The sequence below is a fragment of the Ruegeria sp. N7 genome, from assembly GCF_056531345.1.
Window position 1 is genome coordinate 212,892 of record NZ_JBQFLR010000002.1, and the last position, 22,067, is coordinate 234,958.

At 59.0% G+C, this 22,067-nt stretch carries 20 protein-coding genes; 13 read left to right on the forward strand and 7 right to left on the reverse strand.

What is annotated here, in order from left to right:
* Positions 1-3 precede the first annotated feature (3 nt).
* From argE to ACR0ES_RS05625, 4 genes are read left to right on the forward strand one after another with little or no spacing between them, the layout of a single operon-like run.
* On the forward strand, positions 4-1,170 hold the full coding sequence (gene argE / locus ACR0ES_RS05610) for an acetylornithine deacetylase (RefSeq protein ID WP_480869828.1): 1,167 nt from the start codon (positions 4-6) through the stop codon (positions 1,168-1,170).
* 43 nt (positions 1,171-1,213) lie between these two features.
* Positions 1,214-2,380, forward strand: a complete 1,167-nt coding sequence (locus ACR0ES_RS05615) for a M20 aminoacylase family protein (protein WP_267362903.1) — start codon at positions 1,214-1,216, stop codon at positions 2,378-2,380.
* Positions 2,381-2,395: 15 nt separating this feature from the next.
* Positions 2,396-3,559 carry a M20 aminoacylase family protein gene (locus ACR0ES_RS05620; RefSeq protein WP_480557501.1) on the forward strand — a complete coding sequence of 388 codons (1,164 nt, stop codon included), beginning with the start codon at positions 2,396-2,398 and terminating at the stop codon, positions 3,557-3,559.
* A 24-nt stretch (positions 3,560-3,583) separates the two neighbouring features.
* A complete protein-coding gene (locus ACR0ES_RS05625; RefSeq protein ID WP_267362899.1) occupies positions 3,584-4,747 on the forward strand; it encodes a M20 aminoacylase family protein in 1,164 nt (387 codons plus the stop codon).
* Positions 4,748-4,789: 42 nt separating this feature from the next.
* On the opposite strand, the gene ACR0ES_RS05630 is transcribed toward ACR0ES_RS05625, so the two are convergent.
* Together ACR0ES_RS05630 and moaA are read right to left on the reverse strand one after the other, a co-directional pair.
* Entirely contained in the window at positions 4,790-6,112 is a 1,323-nt protein-coding gene (locus ACR0ES_RS05630; RefSeq protein ID WP_480869830.1) for a 3-deoxy-D-manno-octulosonic acid transferase, read from the reverse strand.
* Positions 6,113-6,115: 3 nt separating this feature from the next.
* Positions 6,116-7,123, reverse strand: coding sequence for a GTP 3',8-cyclase MoaA (moaA, locus tag ACR0ES_RS05635; protein WP_480869832.1), 1,008 nt, complete (start codon positions 7,121-7,123; stop codon positions 6,116-6,118).
* 90 nt (positions 7,124-7,213) lie between these two features.
* Here moaA and ACR0ES_RS05640 point away from each other — a divergent pair, with 90 nt between their 5' ends.
* Positions 7,214-7,645, forward strand: coding sequence for a hypothetical protein (locus ACR0ES_RS05640; protein WP_480557497.1), 432 nt, complete (start codon positions 7,214-7,216; stop codon positions 7,643-7,645).
* Here the strand turns inward: ACR0ES_RS05640 and ACR0ES_RS05645 are convergent.
* The 4 genes from ACR0ES_RS05645 to glmU are packed head-to-tail and all read right to left on the reverse strand — an operon-like array spanning position 7,633 to position 12,050.
* Positions 7,633-8,319, reverse strand: a complete 687-nt coding sequence (locus ACR0ES_RS05645; RefSeq protein ID WP_480869833.1) for a DNA alkylation repair protein — start codon at positions 8,317-8,319, stop codon at positions 7,633-7,635. The two genes, ACR0ES_RS05640 and ACR0ES_RS05645, sit on opposite strands and share 13 nt — an antisense overlap.
* A gap of 5 nt (positions 8,320-8,324) precedes the next feature.
* The gene (locus ACR0ES_RS05650) at positions 8,325-8,867 is read right to left on the reverse strand and encodes a pyridoxamine 5'-phosphate oxidase family protein (protein WP_209597707.1); all 543 of its coding nucleotides are present in this window, start codon (positions 8,865-8,867) and stop codon (positions 8,325-8,327) included.
* A 3-nt stretch (positions 8,868-8,870) separates the two neighbouring features.
* Positions 8,871-10,694 (reverse strand): glutamine--fructose-6-phosphate transaminase (isomerizing), encoded by a 1,824-nt coding sequence (gene glmS, locus ACR0ES_RS05655; RefSeq protein WP_480869835.1) that lies wholly within the window; start codon positions 10,692-10,694, stop codon positions 8,871-8,873.
* Positions 10,695-10,697: 3 nt separating this feature from the next.
* The gene (glmU, locus tag ACR0ES_RS05660) at positions 10,698-12,050 is read right to left on the reverse strand and encodes a bifunctional UDP-N-acetylglucosamine diphosphorylase/glucosamine-1-phosphate N-acetyltransferase GlmU (RefSeq protein ID WP_480773229.1); all 1,353 of its coding nucleotides are present in this window, start codon (positions 12,048-12,050) and stop codon (positions 10,698-10,700) included.
* Positions 12,051-12,184: 134 nt separating this feature from the next.
* Between glmU and ACR0ES_RS05665 the strand changes: the two genes are divergently transcribed.
* The 3 genes from ACR0ES_RS05665 to ACR0ES_RS05675 all read left to right on the forward strand — a co-directional run bounded on the left by ACR0ES_RS05665 (position 12,185) and on the right by ACR0ES_RS05675 (position 15,414).
* Positions 12,185-12,856, forward strand: a complete 672-nt coding sequence (locus ACR0ES_RS05665) for an HAD-IA family hydrolase (RefSeq protein ID WP_480486227.1) — start codon at positions 12,185-12,187, stop codon at positions 12,854-12,856.
* A 39-nt stretch (positions 12,857-12,895) separates the two neighbouring features.
* The gene (locus ACR0ES_RS05670; protein WP_480481795.1) at positions 12,896-14,086 is read left to right on the forward strand and encodes a DegT/DnrJ/EryC1/StrS family aminotransferase; all 1,191 of its coding nucleotides are present in this window, start codon (positions 12,896-12,898) and stop codon (positions 14,084-14,086) included.
* Positions 14,087-14,250: 164 nt separating this feature from the next.
* Positions 14,251-15,414, forward strand: coding sequence for an isovaleryl-CoA dehydrogenase (locus ACR0ES_RS05675; protein WP_480537446.1), 1,164 nt, complete (start codon positions 14,251-14,253; stop codon positions 15,412-15,414).
* 50 nt (positions 15,415-15,464) lie between these two features.
* Here ACR0ES_RS05675 and ACR0ES_RS05680 read toward each other — a convergent pair whose 3' ends face one another.
* The gene (locus tag ACR0ES_RS05680; RefSeq protein ID WP_209504463.1) at positions 15,465-16,070 is read right to left on the reverse strand and encodes an OmpW/AlkL family protein; all 606 of its coding nucleotides are present in this window, start codon (positions 16,068-16,070) and stop codon (positions 15,465-15,467) included.
* A gap of 136 nt (positions 16,071-16,206) precedes the next feature.
* On the opposite strand from ACR0ES_RS05680, the gene ACR0ES_RS05685 reads away from it, so the two are divergent.
* The 5 genes from ACR0ES_RS05685 to ACR0ES_RS05705 are packed head-to-tail and all read left to right on the forward strand — an operon-like array spanning position 16,207 to position 22,067.
* Positions 16,207-17,730: an AMP-binding protein gene (locus ACR0ES_RS05685; protein WP_480869837.1), complete on the forward strand. Its 1,524-nt coding sequence runs from the start codon at positions 16,207-16,209 to the stop codon at positions 17,728-17,730.
* Entirely contained in the window at positions 17,727-18,101 is a 375-nt protein-coding gene (locus ACR0ES_RS05690) for a hypothetical protein (protein ID WP_480481792.1), read from the forward strand. Before ACR0ES_RS05685 ends, ACR0ES_RS05690 begins: the two co-directional genes overlap by 4 nt.
* Positions 18,098-19,705, forward strand: a complete 1,608-nt coding sequence (locus ACR0ES_RS05695) for a carboxyl transferase domain-containing protein (protein WP_480869839.1) — start codon at positions 18,098-18,100, stop codon at positions 19,703-19,705. Before ACR0ES_RS05690 ends, ACR0ES_RS05695 begins: the two co-directional genes overlap by 4 nt.
* A gap of 1 nt (position 19,706) precedes the next feature.
* Positions 19,707-20,132 carry an ASCH domain-containing protein gene (locus ACR0ES_RS05700; RefSeq protein ID WP_480583170.1) on the forward strand — a complete coding sequence of 142 codons (426 nt, stop codon included), beginning with the start codon at positions 19,707-19,709 and terminating at the stop codon, positions 20,130-20,132.
* Between the two features lie 3 nt (positions 20,133-20,135).
* Positions 20,136-22,067 (forward strand): acetyl/propionyl/methylcrotonyl-CoA carboxylase subunit alpha, encoded by a 1,932-nt coding sequence (locus tag ACR0ES_RS05705; RefSeq protein WP_480869841.1) that lies wholly within the window; start codon positions 20,136-20,138, stop codon positions 22,065-22,067.

Consider the following 22,067-nt stretch of genomic DNA (forward strand, 5'->3'; position numbering starts at 1 on the left):
ACGATGGCCAAGCGCCTGACGCCGCTTGAGATCATGACCAAGCTGATCTCATTCCCAACCGTGAGTCGTGACACCAACCTGCCGTTGGTCGACTGGGTGGAAGAATACCTGCAAAGCCATGGGATCACGTCGCACCGCTGGCCTGATCCGGATCAGCCGCATAAGGCGGCGATCTTTGCGCATGTTGGCCCTTTGGAAGAAGGCGCAGTTGTGCTGTCCGGGCACACGGATGTCGTACCGGTTGACGGGCAACCCTGGGACACCGACCCCTTCACCGTGACCGAGGAGGACGGCAAATATTTCGGGCGCGGCACCTGTGACATGAAGGGATTTGATGCGCTTGCCATCTGGGCGCTGGTCGAGGCGCATTACGCACGTGTGAAACGACCGCTCCAACTTGCGCTGAGTTTTGATGAGGAAGTCGGGTGTACCGGGGCGCCGCCGATGATCGAGGCGATGCAGGGCGTTCTCCCCAAAGGCTCCACGGTGATCGTGGGCGAGCCATCGATGATGCAGGCGGTGACGGGTCACAAGGGTGGGTTCGGCTTTGACACCCATATCGTCGGGTTCGAAGTTCACAGCTCGATCATGCACACAGGCGTCAACGCCATCATGGCGGCGGCCCCGTTGATCGACTGGGCCAACCAACAGAACGCGCGAAACATGGCGGCGCAACCCAGTACCGTTGCTGCCGTGTTCGATCCACCCTGGACAACCTGCCACGTCGGTATGATTGAAGGCGGAACAGCCCATAACATTACCGCCAAAGACTGCCGGTTCATGATGGATTTCCGGACTGTGCCCGATGAAACGCAGGCCCAATGGCGCGATGCCTATTTCGAACAGGTTCGGCACATTGAGGCTCAGATGCAGGCCGTTCACCCGGATACCCGCATCGAACTGACTGAAAACTTCGCGATTCCGGGGTTGATCCCGGAAGAGGATGGTGAAGCCGAAGCTCTGGCACGCGCCCTGACCGGAGACAACGCAAGCCATGTGGTCAGTTACGGGACCGAGGCAGGCCAATTTCAGGAGGCCGGGTATTCTGCCGTGATATGCGGACCCGGAGACATAGCACAGGCCCATCAGCCGAATGAGTTCATTACGATTGAACAATTCGAAGCCGGTCATAAATTCATGCAGCGATTGGTTGAAAAACTATGCGTCTAGCCCGGTGTAATACGGTGCCAGCGGTTGAGAGAAAGGTCTTGAGATGCCCGTGAAAAACAGACTTGCGGAAATGCATGGCGAGATCACCGAATGGCGTCGCCACCTGCACGCCCATCCGGAGTTGATGTATGACGTCCATGAAACTGCGGCGTTTGTCGCTGCCCGTCTGAAAGAATTCGGAGTGGACGAGATCACTCCGGGCGTTGGCAAAACGGGCGTTGTCGGGGTGATCAAAGGGCGCACGGATACGCAGGGGCGCGTCATCGGCCTGCGTGCAGACATGGACGCGCTTCCGATTGAAGAGGCGACAGGGCTGGACTATGCCTCGACCGTGTCGGGCAAGATGCACGCCTGTGGACATGACGGGCATACTTCGATGCTGCTTGGGGCCGCGCAGTACCTTTCCGAAACGCGCAATTTCGATGGCACCGTAGTTCTGATCTTTCAGCCTGCCGAGGAAGGCGGGGCCGGCGGTCTGGCCATGTGTCAGGACGGGTTGATGGACCGCTGGGGCATTCACGAGGTCTATGGCATGCACAATATGCCCGGTCTTCCGGTGGGAGAGTTCGCAATTCGACCCGGTGCGTTGCTGGCCTCGTCCGATGAGTTTGAAATCACCGTCACTGGCAAGGGCGGACACGCCGCTGCACCGCACGAGGCAGTGGATACAACGCTGGTGGCCTCGCACATCGTTGTAGCCTTGCAATCGGTGGTGTCCCGGACCGTTGACCCGATCAAGCGAGTTGTCCTCACCGTTGGGACGTTTGTGACGGACAGCGTAGCGTCAAACGTGATAGCTCATACGGTTCGTTTGCAGGGAACCGTGCGGACACTTGACCCCGAATATCGCACAATCGCCGAAGAACGCGTGCGCCGGATCGCCGAGGATACGGCCTCGGCCTTTGGCGCGAAGGCGGAGGTTATCTGGACACCGGGATACCCGGTGACAGTGAATTCCGAGGCTGAGACGGGCTATGCGGCCGAGGCGGCAGCAGCGGTTGCGGGCAAGGTCAATGACAGCACGGACCCGATCATGCCGTCCGAAGATTTTGCCTATATGCTTGAAGAACGCCCCGGCGCGTACATCTTTATCGGGAACGGGGATACGGCCATGTGCCACCACCCGCAATACAACTTTGACGACGACGCGATCCCCGCCGGTTGCAGCTGGTTTGCCGAGCTTGTGGAACGACGATTGCCTGTCGCATGAAACAGGGAGAATGACATGCCGATCAAGAACCGTCTCGCAGAGATGCATGATGAGATCACCGGTTGGCGGCGTGACATTCACCAACACCCGGAAATTCTGTACGACACCCACCGCACCAGTGCGCTGGTTGCGGAAAAGCTGAACGAGTTTGGTTGCGACGAGGTCGTGACCGGCATCGGTCGCACCGGAGTCGTCGGGGTCATTCGCGGCAAAAGCGACACGCGGGGCCGTGTGATTGGCTTGCGCGCCGATATGGATGCCCTGCCGATGCAGGAACAGACCGGGTTGGACTATGCCTCAGAAATACCGAATGCGATGCATGCCTGCGGTCATGACGGGCATACTGCGATGGTTTTGGGGGCCGCCAAGTATCTGGCGGAAACCCGCAACTTTGATGGCACGGCAATTGTGATCTTTCAGCCTGCCGAAGAGGGTGGGAATGGCGCCGAGGCCATGTGCAAGGACGGTCTGATGGATCGGTTCGGCATTCAGGAAATCTATGCGATGCACAATGTGCCGGGTGTTCCCACCGGGCAGTTTGCCATTCGTTCGGGCCCGTTGCTGGCAGCGGCGGACGAGTTTGACATCCAACTTGAAGGGCGCGGCGGCCACGCGGCAAAACCTCATCAGACGATTGATACAACGGTGATGCTGTCGCAGCTGATCGTGGCGTTGCAGACGATCGTGTCGCGCAACGCGGATCCGATTTTGCAGGCCGTGCTGTCTGTGACCTCGGTCGAGACATCTTCGAAAGCGTTCAACGTGATCCCGCAATCGGCGCGGATACGCGGCACCGTTCGGACCCATTCCAACGAGTTGCGCGACCTGATCGAACAACGGCTGAAGGAAGTCTCGGAAGGGACCGCTGCAACATTTGGCGGGTCCGTGAACGTCACCTATACGCGCGGTGTTCCGGTGACGATCAATGCCGAAGCCCAGACGGGATATGCAGCAGAGGCTGCGGTGTCGGTCGGGGGCAGTTGCATTGAAGCGCCGATGGTGATGGGCGGCGAGGATTTCTCGTTCATGCTGGAAGAGAGGCCCGGTGCATTCATCGTTTTGGGCAACGGTGACAGTGCCGGGCTGCACCACCCCGAATACAATTTCAATGACGAGATCATCCCCATTGGGTGTTCGTGGTTTGCGGAAATGGTCGAGCGCCGGATGCCGGCGGCTTGACCTGAATCAGGAGAGAGAAAAGACATGCCAGTCAAGAACCGCTTTGCCGAATTGCAGAATGAAATCACGGAATGGCGAAGGGATTTGCACGAAAATCCAGAGATCCTGTTTGAGACCCACCGCACCAGCGCGAAGGTGGCCGAGAAGCTGAAGGAGTTCGGATGCGATGAGGTTGTGACCGGTATCGGACGTACCGGCGTTGTGGGGGTGATCAAAGGCAAGTCGGACAGCAAGGGAAAGGTGATCGGCCTGCGCGCAGATATGGATGCGTTGCCGATACATGAGGCAACGGGGTTGGACTATGCCTCGAAAACGCCGGGTGCGATGCATGCCTGTGGTCATGACGGGCACACCGCGATGTTGCTGGGGGCGGCAAAGTACCTGTCGGAAACCCGCAACTTTGACGGCACCGTTGTCGTGATCTTCCAACCTGCTGAGGAAGGGGGCGGCGGGGGCCGCGAAATGTGCGAAGACGGCATGATGGACCGCTGGAACATTCAGGAAGTCTACGGCATGCATAACTGGCCGGGACAGCCTGTCGGCAAGTTCGCAATCCGACCGGGGTCGTTCTTTGCGGCAACCGATCAGTTCGACATCACGTTTGAGGGTCGCGGCGGACATGCGGCCAAACCGCATGAGACCGTGGATACCACAGTTCTGGCAGCGCAGGCTGTCCTAACGCTGCAAACGATTTCTTCGCGCAATGCCGACCCGATCGATCAGGTCGTGGTTTCGGTGACGTCGTTCGAGACGTCATCAAAGGCTTTCAATGTGATCCCTCAGACCGTGCAGATCAAAGGCACGGTGCGCACCATGAGCAAGGGCATGCGGGATCTGGCTGAAAAGCGGATCAACGAGATTTGCAACGGTGTTGCGGCCACGTTTGGCGGCACCGCTGACGTGACCTACATTCGTGGATATCCGGTGATGGTGAACAGCGACGAGCAAACAGAGTTTGCGGCGGACGTGGCCCGGTCGGTGTCCGGTGATTGCGACGAGGCACCTTTGGTCATGGGGGGCGAAGATTTTGCCTTTATGCTGGAGGAACGTCCTGGCGCCTACATTCTTGTGGGCAACGGTGACACCGCAATGGTTCATCACCCGGAATACAATTTCAACGACGAAGCCATTCCGGCCGGATGCAGCTGGTGGGCGGAGATTGTCGAACAGCGGATGCCAGCCGCCTGATGGAGAGGGTGGGGGCGCTGCCCCCACGCCCCCGGGATATTTCTAGCCAGATGAAGCGGGATCCTCTGCTTGCAGATCAAGCACCGTGCAGAGGGTTTCGACGACGGCATCCAAGGCGGTCGACTGCGTATTGACGCAGGATTGTGCAGCCCTTCGGGCCGCTTGAAGGGCATTCTGGTCCGACAACCAATGTGAAACGGCCTCAGAGAGGTCAGCGGATGTCTGGACCTCGACAGCGCCCTTGGCGTCGATCAGCGGGGCAAAGGTTTCTGCAAAGTTGAAATACCCCGGGCCGGTGATCACGGCGGCCCCGGCCTGTGCCGGTTCAAATGGGTTGTGTCCGCCAATTTCTTTCAGTGACCCCCCAAGGAAAACGATCGGGCAAAGCGCGTACCAGGTTCCGGTTTCGCCCAGTGTGTCGGCAACATACACCTGCGTCGTATCTGTGATCGGTGCGTTTTTTGACCGGAAGGACGCCTTGAGCCCCGCGTTGTTCAGAAGTTCTGCAACCTCACCGCGTCGTTCGGGGTGGCGTGGGATCAGTAGCAGCAGAAGGTCGGGCCAATGCTGCAACAATGCTTTGTGGGCTGCCAGAACGCTGTCTTCTTCTCCGGCATGGGTGGAACTGGCGATCCAGACCGGTCTGGCGGCTAATTGCGCGCGAATGTCATCCAGCGTGTTCTGGTCCACAGGCAGAGGATCGGACATGGCCTTGAGGTTGGTGCCGGGCTGCACGCGTTGGGCAGGGGCACCCATGGCAATCAGGTCGGCAGCTGTTTTGTCGTTTTGCGTCAGGAACAGGCGAAACTTATTCAGAATAAACCTTGCCGTTTTAGGGCGCTTCTTCCATCCGGCGACAGATTTGTCCGACAATCGAGCATTCAGCAGAGCCAGTGGAATGTCGCGCCCTGCGCTTTCGACAATCAACCGCGGCCAGATCTCGCTTTCGACGAAGATCCCGGCATCGGGTTGCCAATGGTCCAGAAAACGTTGGACCGAGTTGGCTGTGTCAAGCGGCGGGTACTGGTGCCGGGTGCGGGGCGGCAAGCGCTTTTCGATCAGGGCCGCTGAGGTTGGCGTTCCTGAGGTGATCAGAAACTCGGTTTTGGGAAGGCGGTCGGCCAGCCGATTGATAAGAGTGAGGACCGACAGGCTTTCGCCGACACTGGCGGCGTGGAACCAGATCAACTGCCCTGCGGGGCGGGGCATACTGGCATGGCCAAGACGCTCCTGTTGGCGATTGGCTGGTACACCGGCAGCCTCAAGTTTCTTTCGGACGGTTCTCCAGACCAGAGGTGCGGCCAGAGAGATCAGGGCGCAGTACAGATGGTACAGCGCTGTGGGGCGGTCTTTGTGATCCGGCATGTATCAGCCGCCTGTATGGCTCATATGGCGGCTCATCCGGCCATCGACTGACTGGCGGGAATAGTCGAAGTCGTGACCTTTTGGTTTCAGGTTGACCGCCGCGCGGATGGCATCTTCAAGCGGCTGTTCGGTGTCGGGATAATCCCGCAATGCGCCGCGCAGATCCGCCATGTCCTCCTGCCCAAGACACATATAGAGTTCGCCGGTGCAGGTCAGGCGCACGCGGTTGCAGCTTTCGCAGAAATTGTGAGACAGGGGCGTAATGAAGCCGATCTTCTGACCGGTTTCTTCCAGCCTGATATAGCGGGCCGGACCGCCAGTGCGTTCAGCCAGATCCGTGATCGAGTAATGGTTTTCGTACTCTTTGCGCACATCCTTGAGCGACCAGTACTGATCCAGGCGATCCTCGTTGCCGATATCGCCCATCGGCATGACCTCGATCCAGGTCAGGTCCATGTCGCGCTCGGCGCACCATTCAGTGATCTTGGGCAATTCGGGTTCGTTGAACCCCTTGAGCGCAACAGCATTGATCTTGATCCGCAGCCCAGCCTTTTGCGCCGCGTCGATGCCGTTCAGTACCTGTTTGAGGCGGCCCCAGCGTGTGACCTTGGCAAATTTGTCGTCATCCAGAGTGTCCAGGGATACATTCACACGGCGCACACCGGCGGCATAAAGATCTTCGGAAAAGCGATGCAATTGCGAACCGTTTGTCGTCAGCGTCAGCTCTTTCAACGCGCCGCTGTCCAAGTGGCGAGTCATGGCGTTGAAGAAAGTCATGATATTGCGACGAACCAATGGCTCACCGCCGGTAATGCGCAGTTTCTCGACGCCCATTCTTACAAAGGTCGAGCACATGCGATCCAGCTCTTCCAGCGTCAGAAGGTCTTTCTTGGGCAGAAAGGTCATGTTTTCGGACATGCAGTAGACGCAACGAAAATCACAGCGGTCCGTGACGGAGACGCGGAGATACGTGATAGCGCGGGCAAACGGGTCGATGAGCGGAGCAGACATGCGACATAGGTAAAGCTGTAACCTGCCTGCGACAAGTGCGAACTGCGCTTTGCACTGGATCACACCCGCATGGGGTTGTAGTTTCCGGGCATGAAAAAGGCATTTGTTTTTCTATGCGTTGTTTTGACCGGGTGCGACACTGTCCGGGCAACGAAGGAACGTGTGTTCGGGTCGGGGGACGAGGCGGCTGTGGCCGCATCGGATGTCGAAACTGCGCCAGTTGTCGCTGAGGAAGTTCTTCAGCCCGAGCCTGTTGCGGCACGCCCCAGTTGGGTCGGGGCCAAAACAACCATTGCCGGGCTTGGTGATCCGACCACGCCAGGACGCTGGATGCAGACGCCGCTGGTCGATAGCGAGGTAACGGCGCGGGTTGTTGTGCCCAGAACCGGCGCGCAGGCCTATATCACTCTGGTTCCTGCCGCAGGCCCGGAAAGTAGCGGCAGTCGCTTGTCGCTGGATGCCATGCGGGCCCTTCTGGTGCCATTAGACGAACTGGTCGAAGTCGCGGTTTATGCCGACTGACTTTTCAGGTATTTGGCTGCTTCGCGGCGGGCAAACGGTTTCATTCCATCACCGTGTTTGTCCAAAAAAGCGATCACGCGTTCGGGGTCGTGTTTGGACAGTTCCCGCAGCCACCAGGCGATTGATTTCTGAATGAACCAGTCGCGATCCGGGACATATCCGGCGGCCCAGCCGAGGATACGGTCGCGGCGTTGCAGGTCTTCGGGCTTGGGGTGGTTCTGTTTGGTCCAGGGCAGGGTTGCTACAAGAGCCGCGCGCCGGGTCCACATGTGATCGGACTGTGTCCACTGTTCGATGGCATTCAGCCTCTCGGGGTTGGCCATCAGTCGTTTTTGCATCGCCATGCAGGCATGATCGGCGACGGCCCAGGCGTCAAAATCCGGTAGCCAGCTTTGAAGTAGGTCCCAAACCTGATCGTCGGGCCTGATACGGGCCTGGGTTAGAAGCTTGGCCGCGGCAAGGCGCCCTTCGTGGATATCGGTTTGCCACAGCGCCTGGGCCAGCGCGACGCGTTTGTTCACATCCAGCTCTTGCCGCCATGCTTTGGTCAGATCGTTGAGAACCGGATTGGCGACACCCAGATAGACGCGATCCGCCTTGTGATAACTGGCCATCTGACCCGCACGTTCCGGGTCGGCATGGGCTTTGATCTGATCAAGAAAAGGGGTCAGCATTGGGGTCAGACCGGAACGCCTGTTGGCTTGCCGTCAATCGTCTGGCTGTTTTTTTCGGCCCAATAAGACCGGATGTCGCCGTCCGTCTTGCCATCGACCCACTTCTGCATCGTGTCGCGGTCGGACTGGAATTCCATGAACGGCACTGCATACCCGCAAGAGGTCTGAACCATTTCAATCGTCTGGTCGTAGATCTGCCGGGCGCTGCGGTGGTTGGGGAAGAGATTGGCCAGTTCGGCCCAGCCCTCATCTCCGACGTGCAGAGTGCGGGCCGTTCCATATGTGCGCAGGATCAGTGGGCGCGTGGTGAAGGCGCACCACATCAGTGTCATCCTGTTGACCTGCAAAAGATGCCCCGCAGTTTCGTTGCCGCTGCCGGTCAGGTTCATCCAGACGATGCGGTTTGGTCCGACCACCCGCAGCGAGTCCATACCTTTGGGTGAGATATTGACCTTTCCCTCGGACCCGGCGGTGCCGACGAAGAACATATGCTGATCTTCGATGAACTTTTGATGCGCGTCATCAAGCCGGGGAAACTGCTTGGCCATAATTCACTCCACCGTTACCGACTTTGCCAAATTGCGCGGCTGATCCACATCCGTGCCCTTGGCCACCGCCGTGTGGTAGGCCAGCAACTGTGCGGGAACCGAATAGAGGATCGGCGCAAGACTGGTGTGAATATGTGGCATCCGGATCGTGCTCCAGACTCCGTCTCCGGCCTCGTCAATTCCATCATCATCAGACACTAGGATCACTTTGCCTTTGCGCGCCATCACTTCCTGCATGTTTGACACGGTCTTGTCGAACACTGTGTCACGGGGTGCCATGACGACAACAGGCATATGCTTGTCGATCAGGGCGATGGGTCCGTGTTTCAACTCGCCCGATGCATACCCTTCGGCGTGTATATAGCTGATTTCCTTGAGCTTCAGCGCCCCTTCCATTGCCAGAGGATACATCAGGCCACGGCCCAGGAACAGAACGTCGCGCGCTTCGGACAGGCGTTGGGCTGCTTTGCGGATCGCCCGGTTCTGATCCAGTGCCGTGTTCAGCACGGTCGGTAACCCACGCAGCGCAGCGGTGTGATCGGCGATTTCCTCATCGGTCAGAGTGCCGCGGTCGGCCGCTGCCTTGAGCGCCAGCATCAGTAGAACACTTAGTTGACAGGTGAAGGCCTTGGTCGAAGCCACACCGATTTCAACGCCAGCATGGATCGGCAGGGCGATATCGCTTTCCCGAGCAATCGAGCTTTCAGGGACATTGACGACAGAAACGATCTTGTCCGCCTTGCCCTCGCAATAGCGCAGCGCGGCCAGGGTGTCCGCGGTTTCTCCTGACTGGCTGACAAACAGCGCCAGTGTGCGACCCGTGATCGGAGGTTCGCGATAGCGAAACTCGCTGGCGATATCGACCTCGACCGGCATCTTGGCCAGTTGTTCGAACCAGTATTTCGCGGTCAGGCAGGCGTAAAACGCGGTGCCGCAGGCGACCATGGTCAGGCGGTCCAGCTTGCTGAAATCCAGCTCGGCGTTGGGGAACACCACTCGATCACCGCCCGTGGGCAGGTAGGATCGGATGGCCTCGGCCACGACGATAGGCTGCTCAGCGATTTCCTTGGCCATGAAATGCTTGTGCTCGCCCTTGTCGGCGCGCGCATGATCCAGCTTGATCTTGCGCTTTTCCCGGTTGGCCAGTTCACCGGCTTCGTTGCGGATTTCCAGCGATGTTCGGGTCAGAACCGCGCGGTCGCCTTCCTCAAGATAAGTGATCTGGTTGGTCAGCGGCGCAAGGGCAATGGCGTCCGAACCCACATACATCTCACCATCCCCGTGGCCGATGGCCAGGGGTGATCCTTTGCGGGCCGCTACAATCAGGTCATCCTCACCATCGAAAAGGAATGCAAGGGCGAAGGCACCTTCCAACTTGTCGATGGTCTTGAAAGCGGCCTCGACCGGGGACATGCCTGTGTTGAGGTGATGTTCCGTCATCAGCGCGACGGTTTCAGTGTCGGTTTCGGTCTTGAAGGCCACGCCGTGTTTGGCCAGTTCCGCCCTCAGGTCGCGGTAGTTTTCGACAATTCCGTTGTGAACCACGGCCACCGGGCCCGCCTTGTGGGGATGCGCGTTGTTGACGGAAGGCGCACCATGTGTGGCCCATCGGGTGTGACCAATGCCGGATTTACCGGGCAGCGGATCATGCACCAACAGATCGCTGAGGTTGACCAGTTTGCCGACCGCACGGCGACGACCCAGGACACCGTCATTAACGGTTGCAATCCCGGCGCTGTCATAGCCGCGATATTCCAGCCGTTTCAGGGCTTCTACCAGTATAGGAGCCGCTTCATGCTGCCCCAAGACACCTACAATTCCACACATATCTCAGGCCTCGTTATCGCGGCGAGCCTTCTTCGCCTTCAACATATCAAACAGTTTTCTCGCGTAGCCGGGTTTGTTTTCCTGCTTGGCACGCGCCACGGCCAACGCCTCGGGCGCCACGTCTTTGGTCACCACGGTGCCTGTCGCTGTCATTGCGCCATCGCCCACAGTGACCGGGGCCACGAGCATGGTATTGGAGCCGATAAAGACATTCGCACCAATGGTGGTCTTGTGCTTCATCACGCCATCATAGTTGCAGGTGATTGTTCCCGCGCCGATATTCGTCGCAGCACCCACTGATGCGTCCCCGATATAGCTGAGGTGGTTGACCTTCGCGCCTTCGGCAATTTCTGCATTCTTGATCTCGACGAAATTGCCAACCCGCGTGTTTTCGGCCAGTTCCGCGCCGGGGCGCAGCCGCGCGTAGGGGCCGACAATGGCGCCGCGACTGACATGGCACCCTTCCAGATGGGAAAAGGCCCGGATGGTTGCACCGCTTTCGACGGTCACTCCGGGGCCGAAGACCACGTTGGGTTCGATTACTGTGTCACGCCCAATCACAGTGTCTGCGGACAAGTATACCGTATCCGGTGCCATCAATGTGACACCCATATCCAGCAGTTCTGCCCGCGCGCGCGCCTGAAACACCGCGTCGGCGGCAGCCAGATCAGCGCGTGAGTTCACGCCCAGCGTCTGGGCCTCGTCACAGGCGACGGCGGTTACGTTCAGACCGCGTTTGCGGGCGATCTCAACTACGTCTGTCAGGTAGTATTCGCCTGAGGCATTGTTGTTTTCAACGGCGTCAATCAGCGAAAAAAGCAACTGGGCATTACAAGCTAAAAGGCCCGAGTTGCAAAATGTTATGGTGCGCTCTTCATCTGATGCGTCTTTGAATTCGACAATGCGTTCCAACGTGTCGCCATTCATGACCAACCGGCCATAGCGGGCCGGATCAGCCGCTTCGAACCCAAGGATGACCAGGTCGTTCCCAGATCGAGCCTCGACCATCCGTTCCAGCGTGTCGTGTTGTAAAAACGGGGTGTCGCCGTAAAGAACCACGATATCACCGTCGAACCCGTCCAGTGCCGTCCTAGCCTGACCGACCGCGTGGGCCGTACCCAACTGTTCTTCCTGAACGGTTATCCGGGCATCTTCGTCTTCGTCCTGAGCAACCTTTGCTACAGCATCGGACCCGTGGCCGGTAACGATCACCGTACGTTCGGGCGACAGGACAGACCCGGCGCGCATCGCGTGAACAAGCATCGGAGCCTGAGCGATGGGATGCAGGACTTTGGGAAGATCCGAATTCATCCTGGTGCCTTTTCCGGCGGCAAGGATGACAAGGGCAATGGTCATGAAATCGTTTTCTCTTTGTGTTTTGTTGCCGACCGTTTTATCCGCTGAGGGCAAAGGCGCAAGCTGTTCGGCCATCAAACAAGATTGCCGATTGAAACAGGGCACGGCGAAAACCTGCCGAAACAGGAGGCAACATGCGGACCGTCATCTTCGATCTGGACGGCACATTGGCGGATACATCGGGCGATTTGCTGACAGCGGCGAACCATTGTTTTCGCGAAATGGGGTATGGTGATGTCCTGGTTCATGGGCAGGATGCAGGCATCGCGCTGCGTGGCGGTCGCATGATGTTAACCCAAGGGCTGAAACGCGTCGGAGCTTACGATGAGGACACCGTTCAGGCCTATTACCCGGTTCTGCTTGAGGCTTATGCGCAGGATATCGACACCCACACAAGTTTCTATCCGGGAGCGTTGCAGGCCGTCGAGATGCTGAGTAACGCGGGCTACGGTGTCGGCATTTGCACCAACAAGCCGGAACATCTGGCCGAATTGTTACTGACACGCATGGGAGTGCGGGATCGTTTTGCCTCGTTGGTCGGGGCGGATACGCTGCCAGTGCGCAAGCCGGACCCGGCCCCTCTGCGCGAGGCTGCGCGACGGGCCGGGGGGGATCCGGCCTGGTGCGTGCTGATCGGAGACTCGGATACCGACCGCAATACCGCCCGAGCGGCAGGGGTCCCATCGGTTTTGGTGACTTTCGGACCGTCAGGAGAGGACATGGCAGCGCTGGAGCCCGAAGCCCTGCTGCATCACTTTGACGACTTGCCCGATCTTGTGCCTGATCTGATCGGTGCGGCAGCCTGAAACCTTGACCGGACCCTGTCGGAGGTCCAGAAAAAGACCATGACGGAAACATTCACTGGTAATTTCACACAGCAGGAACCCCTTCCAGACGACGCAATTGAGGCAGCACTGGCTGTTCTGCGTCACGGGCGGCTGCATCGCTATAACGTGGTCCCCGGTGAGTTGGGGGAAACGGCCCTGCTAGAGCAGGAATTTGCGGCACAGATGGGGTCCAAGTATTGTCTGGCGGTTTCCTCTGGCGGTTATGCGCTTGCCACCGCGTTGCGGGCCGTCGGTGTGCAGCCGGGCGACCCGGTTCTGACCAACGCGTTCACTCTGGCCCCGGTGCCGGGATCAATTGCCTCGGTCGGGGCGCGTGCGATCTTTGTCGGCGTCTCCGAAAACCTGACCATCGATCTGGAGGATCTTGAGGGCAAACTGGATCAGGCCCGTGTCCTGATGCTCAGCCATATGCGCGGGCATCTGTGCGACATGGATCGTCTGATGCAGATGTGTGACGCGGCAGGCGTTATCGTGATCGAGGATTGCGCACACACGATGGGCGCGGCTTGGCGCGGTCAGTTGTCGGGGCGGCAGGGGGCGATCGGGTGTTATTCATGCCAGACCTATAAGCACGTAAACTCGGGCGAGGGCGGTTTGCTGGTTACTGATGACGCGGAACTGGCGGCCAAGGCTACAATGCTGTCGGGCTCATACATGCTGTATGAACGCCATCTGGCGGCGCCGGGACCTGAAGTGTTCGAGCGGATAAAGTACACCACACCCAATGTGTCCGGTCGCATGGACAATTTGCGTGCCGCCATCCTGCGCCCTCAGTTGCGGGATCTGGACCGGCAGGTGAAACGGTGGAACGAGCGCTATCGCGAGATCGAGACCGGGCTGCGCGGCACTCCGGGCCTGACGATAGTCGAGCGACCCGAAGAGGAAACCTATGTCGGGTCTTCGATCCAGTTCCTGCTGCTGGATTGGTCGCCTGAGCGGATAGCGGACGTTACCAGCCGCTGCGCCGCGCGTGGGGTCGAGATCAAATGGTTTGGCGGGGCTGAGCCAACAGGGTTCACGTCGCGCTATGACAGCTGGAGATATTTCGAAAGCGAACGGATGCCGGAAAGTGACCGTGTTCTGGCAGGCATCATGGATATGCGTGTGCCGCTGACCTTTTCGCTGGAGGATTGCCGAGTGATCGCGCGCATCATCCGAGCCGAAGTGGGCGCAGTTTATCAATCCTAGCCAAACAGAGTGCGCTTTCAGCGCACGCTCGACCCTTGAGAGCGCCGCCCGGTCCGGGCGGCGTTTTGTGTTTTGGTCCAGGCTTTCACAAAGATTGACCGGAGACAGATTCGCTGTTAGAGATTTATTGAACACTTGTTCATTAATGCGGAGGGAGGACACAGATGTTCATGGCCACGATGAAGTTTGATCTGGGTGAGGATGTGAACGCCCTGCGCGAGATGGTACATCGGTGGGCGCAGGAGCGCGTCAAGCCGATGGCGGCTGAGATTGATGCCAAGAACAGCTTTCCGAATGAACTGTGGAAAGAAATGGGAGAGCTTGGTCTTTTGGGTGTCACCGTGCCAGAAGAATACGGCGGTGCGGGCATGTCCTATTTGGCGCATACAATTGCTGTCGAAGAGGTCGCGCGCGCCTCGGCCTCGGTTTCGCTGTCTTATGGGGCGCATTCCAATCTGTGTGTGAACCAGATCAAGCTGAACGGTACGAAAGAGCAAAAACAGAAATACCTGCCGCGCCTGGTCTCGGGCGAACATGTAGGCGCGCTGGCAATGTCGGAACCTTCCGCAGGTTCAGACGTGGTGTCGATGAAGCTGCGGGCGGAAAAACGCAACGACCATTACCGCCTGAACGGCAACAAGTACTGGATCACAAACGGGCCGGACGCGGATACACTGGTGGTTTATGCCAAGACGGACCCCGATGCCGGATCAAAAGGCATTACCGCATTTCTGATTGAAAAAGAGATGAAGGGTTTTTCGACCTCGCCCCATTTCGACAAGTTGGGGATGCGCGGGTCGAACACAGCCGAACTGATCTTTGAAGATGTTGAAGTGCCGTTCGAGAACGTGTTGGGAGAAGAGGGCAAGGGCGTAGCCGTGCTCATGTCAGGTCTGGACTATGAGCGCGTGGTTCTGGCCGGAATCGGCACCGGCATCATGGCCGCCTGTCTGGATGAGGTGATGCCGTATCTGGCCGAGCGCAAGCAATTCGGCAAACCGATTGGCAGCTTCCAACTGATGCAGGGCAAGATTGCCGACATGTATACCGCGATGAACTCGGCGCGGGCCTATGTCTATGAGGTGGCTAAGGCCTGTGATCGTGGGGACGTCACCCGGCAGGATGCAGCGGCGTGCTGTCTTTATGCATCCGAACAGGCGATGGTTCAGGCGCATCAGGCGGTTCAGGCGCTGGGCGGGGCAGGGTTTCTGTCGGATGCACCGGTCAGCCGAATCTTCCGGGACGCCAAGCTGATGGAGATCGGCGCAGGTACCAGCGAGATTCGACGGATGCTGATCGGCCGGGAAATGATGAACGAAATGCGCTGAATGAAGACGCCCCGCAGACGAGGTTACAGCGGGGCGTTTCGATCAAAGGATCAGAAGCGATGAACGTAGGAAATACCGACCAGCCAAGGGTCGATGTTCGCAGTGCCAATATCGGCTCCGTTCAGAGTGACGTCCGAGTCGATGTCGAACCAGCGTACATTCAGACGGACCGCACCTTTGTCGGTGATCATGTAGTCGAGACCGGCTTGCAGCGAAACGCCGAAGGAATCATCGACCTTGAGGTTGCCAAGGGCAGATTGCTCGTCAAAGAAGATGGTATAGTTCAGACCGGCGCCGACATAGGGCTTCCAGGCGCTATTGGTCGGGAAGTGATAGTTCAGCGACAAGGTGGGCGGCAGATGCTTGACGCTGCCAGCGTCCACGCTTCCGCCCAAGGTGACGTTATGTTTGAACGGGGTCGCGGCCAGCAGCTCGATCCCCAGATTGTCCTGGATGAAATACTCGGCGGTGAAGATCGGGCGCGTATCCGAGTCGATATCGGCGCTCAGGCCGGCCAGTGTTCCGTTGTTGGATTTCGGGTCCAGGTACCCCACACCGATGCCGAGCGTCCAATCCCCCTGAGATTGGGCAAACGCAGGAGCAGCCAGAGCCACCAACGCGGTGGAAAGGGTCAATGCGGCGAGTTTCTTGGTCATTGTCTTGCCTTTGGTTCTGTTGATGACCTTGGTGTTGCAGCGATTGGAACTGCCCACTCTGATCTGCATCAAGTTTATGTGAAGGAGTTGGGTGCAGTTGAACCGAGAAGTGCAGGAAATATAGGGAAAATTCGCCGTGCTAACCGCTGAGCGCATACCGGGTTTGCGCCCGGATGGAGGCTGGGATCTGCCGGACAGGCTGAACATGGCGCAGCAGTGCCTGCGGCATGCGGGGGACCGGGTCGCGCTGATCGATTTGACCGGACCGGACCCGCAGCACATCAGCTTTGCGCAGCTGTCGCAAATGACAGACGGAATAGCCCGCGCATTATTGCGCCATGTGAAGCCCGGTGATCGCGTCGGAGTGTTGCTGAGCCAGTCGCCATGGTGTGCGGCGGCCCATCTGGCGATCTGGAAGATCGGGGCTGTGTCGGTCCCTTTGTTCAAACTGTTCAAGCAGGACGCGCTGCGGTCGCGGGTCAGTGACGCAGGTGCCGGGATTGTACTGACCGACGCCGAAGGGGCTGATCTGTTGGGTGATCTGGCCACGCCCTTGATTGCAGCGGAAATTGGCGAAGACGGTCCCGCTGTACCATTTGCCGCGACCGGCCCTGACGATCCGGCTGTGTTGATCTATACCTCGGGCACAACCGGCAGCCCGAAGGGCGCGCTGCATGGGCACCGGGTTCTGACCGGTCATTTGCCAGGGGTTTCGATCAGCCATAATCACTTGCGCGAAGGCGATTGTCTTTGGACCCCGGCGGATTGGGCGTGGATCGGCGGGTTGTTCGACGTGCTGATGCCGGGTCTTGCGCTGGGCATTCCTGTTGTCGCGGCACGGCTTGAGAAATTCACCCCCGAGGCCTGCGCTGACATCATCGCGCGTGGCGGGGTACGGAACGTCTTTTTCCCACCAACGGCGCTGCGAATGCTCAAGGCAGCAGATCAGGTGATCCCCGGTCTGCGCTCGTTCGCGTCCGGGGGTGAACCGCTGGGGGCCGAAATGCTGGCATGGGGTCAGAAGGCGTTCGGCCTGACGATCAACGAATTTTACGGCCAGACTGAATGCAACATGGTCGTATCCTCCTGCGCCGAAGATTTCCCTGTGCGCCCCGGCTGTATCGGCCAACCGGTGCCGGGGCATGAGGTTGCGGTGATTGATGAGGACGGAAACCCGACCGGCGAAGAGGGCGACGTGGCCATCCGGCGCGGCTCGGCCTCGATGCTGCTGGAATACTGGAACCGACCCAAGGCGACGGCTGAGAAGTTCCGGGGCGACTGGCTGATCACCGGTGATCGCGGCGCGTGGGAGGGCGACTATCTGCGCTTTGTCGGCCGCGATGATGATGTGATCACCTCAGCCGGGTATCGCATTGGCCCAGCTGAGATCGAGGATTGCCTGCTGACCCACCCGGCAGTGGCGACGGTTGGCGTGGTCGGCAAACCCGACCCGCTGCGGACCGAGATCGTGAAGGCCTATGTGGTGTTGAAGCCGGGGGCTGAGGCTTCGGAGCGCGAGTTGCAGGACTGGGTCAAAGACCGTCTGGCGCATTATTCGTATCCGCGCGAGGTGGCGTTTCTGGAGGAGCTGCCGATGACGGTGACGGGGAAGGTGATCCGAAAGGAACTGAAGGCGCGGGCGGCGGGGGAATTGAAATGAATAAGATTCTGCGGCGTCTGTCAGGGTTAAAGTGCCCTAAATGTGGGGTGCCGCAGCCCTTGAGTGTTTTGAACACTATGGTTGGCAGTGAGGAGTACGTGCCAGCTGTAAGGTGTGGTAACTGCGAAGCTTGGCTGCGCGTTAAGTCCAAGAATGGGGTTTTTCATTTCTTACTATTGCTTTTTCTGATGACGCTGCCTTTGCCATTCTTGGCACTGGATGAGATTAGTATCAATTTGAACAACCCTGAAGGGCTGTTCAATTGGCCCCTCTCGTCTTCTGCAAAGAGCGTAATCTTCTACATAATTTACTTCGCAGTGGTGGTCTTGCCCATAAGTAATCGGGCATTGAAGGTGGATATCTACAAATGAAACTCACATCCAAAGCCATGCCCGGCTCCGAGGGCTTCAAGACAAACCGCACCGCTCATCTCGATGCGCTGGCGCAAATCTCTGCTGCTGCCGAAGCAGCCCGCATGGGCGGGGGCGAGAAATCCCGCGCGCGGCATGAATCCCGAGGCAAGATGTTGCCGCGCAGGCGGGTGGCGAACCTGCTTGATCCGGGGTCGCCGTTCCTTGAAATCGGGGCGACAGCGGCACATGGGATGTATGGCGATGCAGCACCTTGTGCCGGGGTCATCGCGGGGATTGGCCGGGTGCAGGGGCGCGAGGTTATGGTGGTGTGCAATGATGCCACCGTGAAGGGCGGCACCTATTATCCGATGACCGTCAAGAAGCACCTGCGTGCGCAGGAGATTGCCGAGGAAAACCATCTGCCCTGCATCTATCTGGTCGACAGTGGCGGCGCGAACCTGCCCAATCAGGATGAGGTGTTCCCAGACCGCGACCACTTTGGGCGTATCTTCTACAATCAGGCGCGGATGAGCGCGAAGGGTATCCCTCAGATCGCCGTTGTCATGGGATCATGCACGGCGGGTGGGGCTTATGTTCCTGCGATGTCCGATGTGACGATCATCGTAAAGGAACAGGGCACGATCTTTCTGGCCGGGCCGCCGCTGGTCAAGGCTGCGACGGGTGAGGTTGTCAGCGCCGAGGATCTGGGTGGCGGCGATGTGCACACGCGCCTGTCGGGGGTGGCAGACTATCTGGCCGAAGATGATGCACATGCGCTGGCATTGGCGCGGCGGGCTGTCGGGTCATTGGGGGGTGCCGGGCTGAAGCCCGGCCTACGGTTCGAAGCACCCGAGGAGCCAGCTTATGATCCGGAGGAAATTCTGGGAGTCGTTCCCGCCGATTTGCGGACACCTTATGACATTCGTGAAGTGATTGCGCGGCTTGTCGATGGGTCACGGTTTGATGAGTTCAAACCCCGGTTTGGCGAGACACTGGTCACCGGCTTTGCCCATGTCAAAGGGTGTCCCGTCGGGATCATTGCCAACAATGGCGTTCTGTTCTCGGAGGCTGCGCAAAAGGGCGCGCATTTCGTTGAACTGTGTTCGCAGCGCAAAACCCCGCTGGTGTTTTTGCAGAACATCACCGGCTTCATGGTTGGTCGCAAATACGAAAACGAAGGCATCGCGCGGCATGGGGCCAAGATGGTGACCGCCGTGGCCACCACCAACGTGCCCAAGATCACCATGCTGGTCGGCGGCTCGTTCGGGGCCGGAAACTATGGCATGGCTGGACGCGCCTATCAGCCACGGTTCCTGTGGACATGGCCCAACTCGCGCATCTCTGTGATGGGGGGTGAGCAGGCAGCCGGTGTTCTGGCCACCGTCAGGCGCGATGGGATCGAACGACAGGGCGGCACCTGGTCGGCCGAGGAAGAGGCCGAATTCAAACGTCCGACGCTGGAGATGTTCGAAGAGCAATCGCACCCGCTTTATGCCTCGGCCCGTCTCTGGGATGACGGCATCATCGACCCGCGCAAAAGTCGCGATGTGCTCGCCTTGTCTCTGAGCGCCGCACTGAACGCCCCGATAGAGGAGACACGTTTCGGCGTGTTCAGGATGTAAGATGAACGTTTCATTGAATGACGTCATGGCACGCTATCCGGGTGCCCAGACTTTCAAGTTTGGTGACAATGCCCGGCTGAGTGCTGAGCTGCTGGCATTGGTACGATCAGGGCGGAAAACGGCAACCTGTGGTGCGTTGCGCGACTATCCCGAAGGCAGCCCTGACACTCCTGTGGTCGGTCGGAGGGATATTGCGATGGAATGGGATGATCGTCCGGCCTTGGTGATCGAAACGGTCGAGGTCTCGACCTGCCGATACTGCGACGTAACCGAGGATTTCGCGTTGGCAGAGGGCGAAAATGAAACGCTTGAGGGATGGAGAGAGGGTCATCGCCAGTATTTCGAACGCAATGGCGGATTTGATCCGGAGATGGAGCTGCTATGCGAGCGATTTCGACTTGTCGAAGATCTGGCGGTTGAGGGGTAAGCTATGTTCAACAAAATCCTGATTGCCAACCGGGGCGAGATTGCTTGCCGGGTTATGGAAACCGCTCAGAAGATGGGCGTGTCCTGTGTGGCTGTTTATTCCGATGCGGACACGGCGGCCAAGCATGTGCAGATGGCGGATGAGGCCATTCATATCGGCGGTCCCGCGCCAGCGGAAAGCTATCTGAAGGGCGATGTGATTATTCAGGCTGCGCTGGATACCGGCGCACAGGCGATTCATCCCGGCTATGGATTCCTGTCAGAGAACCCCGATTTTGTCGACGCGGTCGAGGCCGCGGGTTTGACCTTTATCGGCCCATCAGCGGATGCGATCCGCAAGATGGGTCTCAAGGATGCGGCCAAGGTGTTGATGGAACAGGCTGACGTGCCTGTGGTGCCCGGCTACCATGGCGACAATCAGGATCCCGAACACCTGGCAGGTGCGGCTGATGCGATTGGGTATCCGGTGCTGATCAAGGCCGTTGCAGGCGGTGGCGGTAAAGGTATGCGTCTGGTCGAACGCCCCGAGGATTTCCGTTCCGCATTGGACAGCGCACGGGGCGAAGCCAGAACCGCTTTTGGCAATGACGCTGTGCTGGTAGAGAAATTCGTGGCCAAACCCCGCCATATCGAAGTGCAGGTATTTGGTGACGGTACCCATGCGGTGCATTTGTTCGAACGCGATTGCTCGTTGCAACGCCGCCATCAGAAAGTGATCGAAGAGGCACCAGCCCCGGGCATGACTTCTGAGATGCGGGAGGCGATGGGGCAGGCGGGCGTGCGCGCAGCCGAGGCGATAGGTTATAAGGGTGCAGGCACGGTGGAGTTCATCGTCGATGCCTCGGACGGGCTGCGCCCCGACAGATTCTGGTTCATGGAGATGAACACGCGTCTACAGGTGGAGCATCCGGTGACAGAAGCCATCACCGGCGTCGATCTGGTCGAATGGCAGTTGCGCGTTGCGGCAGGAGAGAGCCTTCCCAGGCAACAGGATGATCTGTCGATCTCGGGTCACGCCTTCGAGGCCCGGCTTTATGCCGAAGATGTGCCAAAAGGGTTTTTACCCGCGACGGGAACGCTCACTCATCTGGTTTTCCCGGCCAATTGCCGTGCGGATAGTGGTGTTCGCACAGGTGACACCATCAGCCCGTGGTATGATCCGATGATTGCCAAAGTGGTGGTGCACGGTCCGACCCGCGCCGTCGCGCTTGAGACGTTGCACCGAGTGCTGCGGGAAACCGAAGTGGCGGGCACCGTTACGAATCTCGCCTTTCTGGGCGCGCTGACCCGCCATGATGGATTTGCCTCGGGCGATGTGGATACGGGCCTGATCGGGCGCGATCTTAACGGGTTGGTGCAGGAATCTCCGACTTCGGCCGCGACCGCTGTTGCGGCTGCGATGACCGCACTGAATCTGGTGGATGTCACGCCTGACACCGGGTTTTCGCTCTGGGCTCCGCTGCATCGAGCGGTGCAGCTGTCCGATCAGGGAGAGATTCTTGATCTGGACGTGCAGGTCGACGGGCCGGATCGCCAGCTTTGGCAGCTGGGCGAACACCGTGTCGTGGCCGAGCGGATCTCGGGGCGGTGGGCGCTGAGCGGCGCACCGATGCCCCGGGTGGCTGTCAGCGGAACTACTTTGACCGTATTTACTGACTACGGTCGCAGTTTCGACGTTATCGATCCGCTTGACCGGGATGCCAGCGCGACGGGTGACACCAATGTGATCGAAGCGCCGATGCCGGGTCTGGTCAAGGCAGTCTTTGCCACTGCGGGGCAGACCGTTCAGGAAGGCGACCGTTTGGCTATTCTCGAAGCGATGAAAATGGAGCATTCGTTGCTCGCCGCGCGGGATGGTGTGGTGGCCGAGGTGCTGGTCGAAGATGGCGCGCAGGTCGAGGCTGGGGCAGCTTTGGTGCGTTTGGAAGAAGAGTGA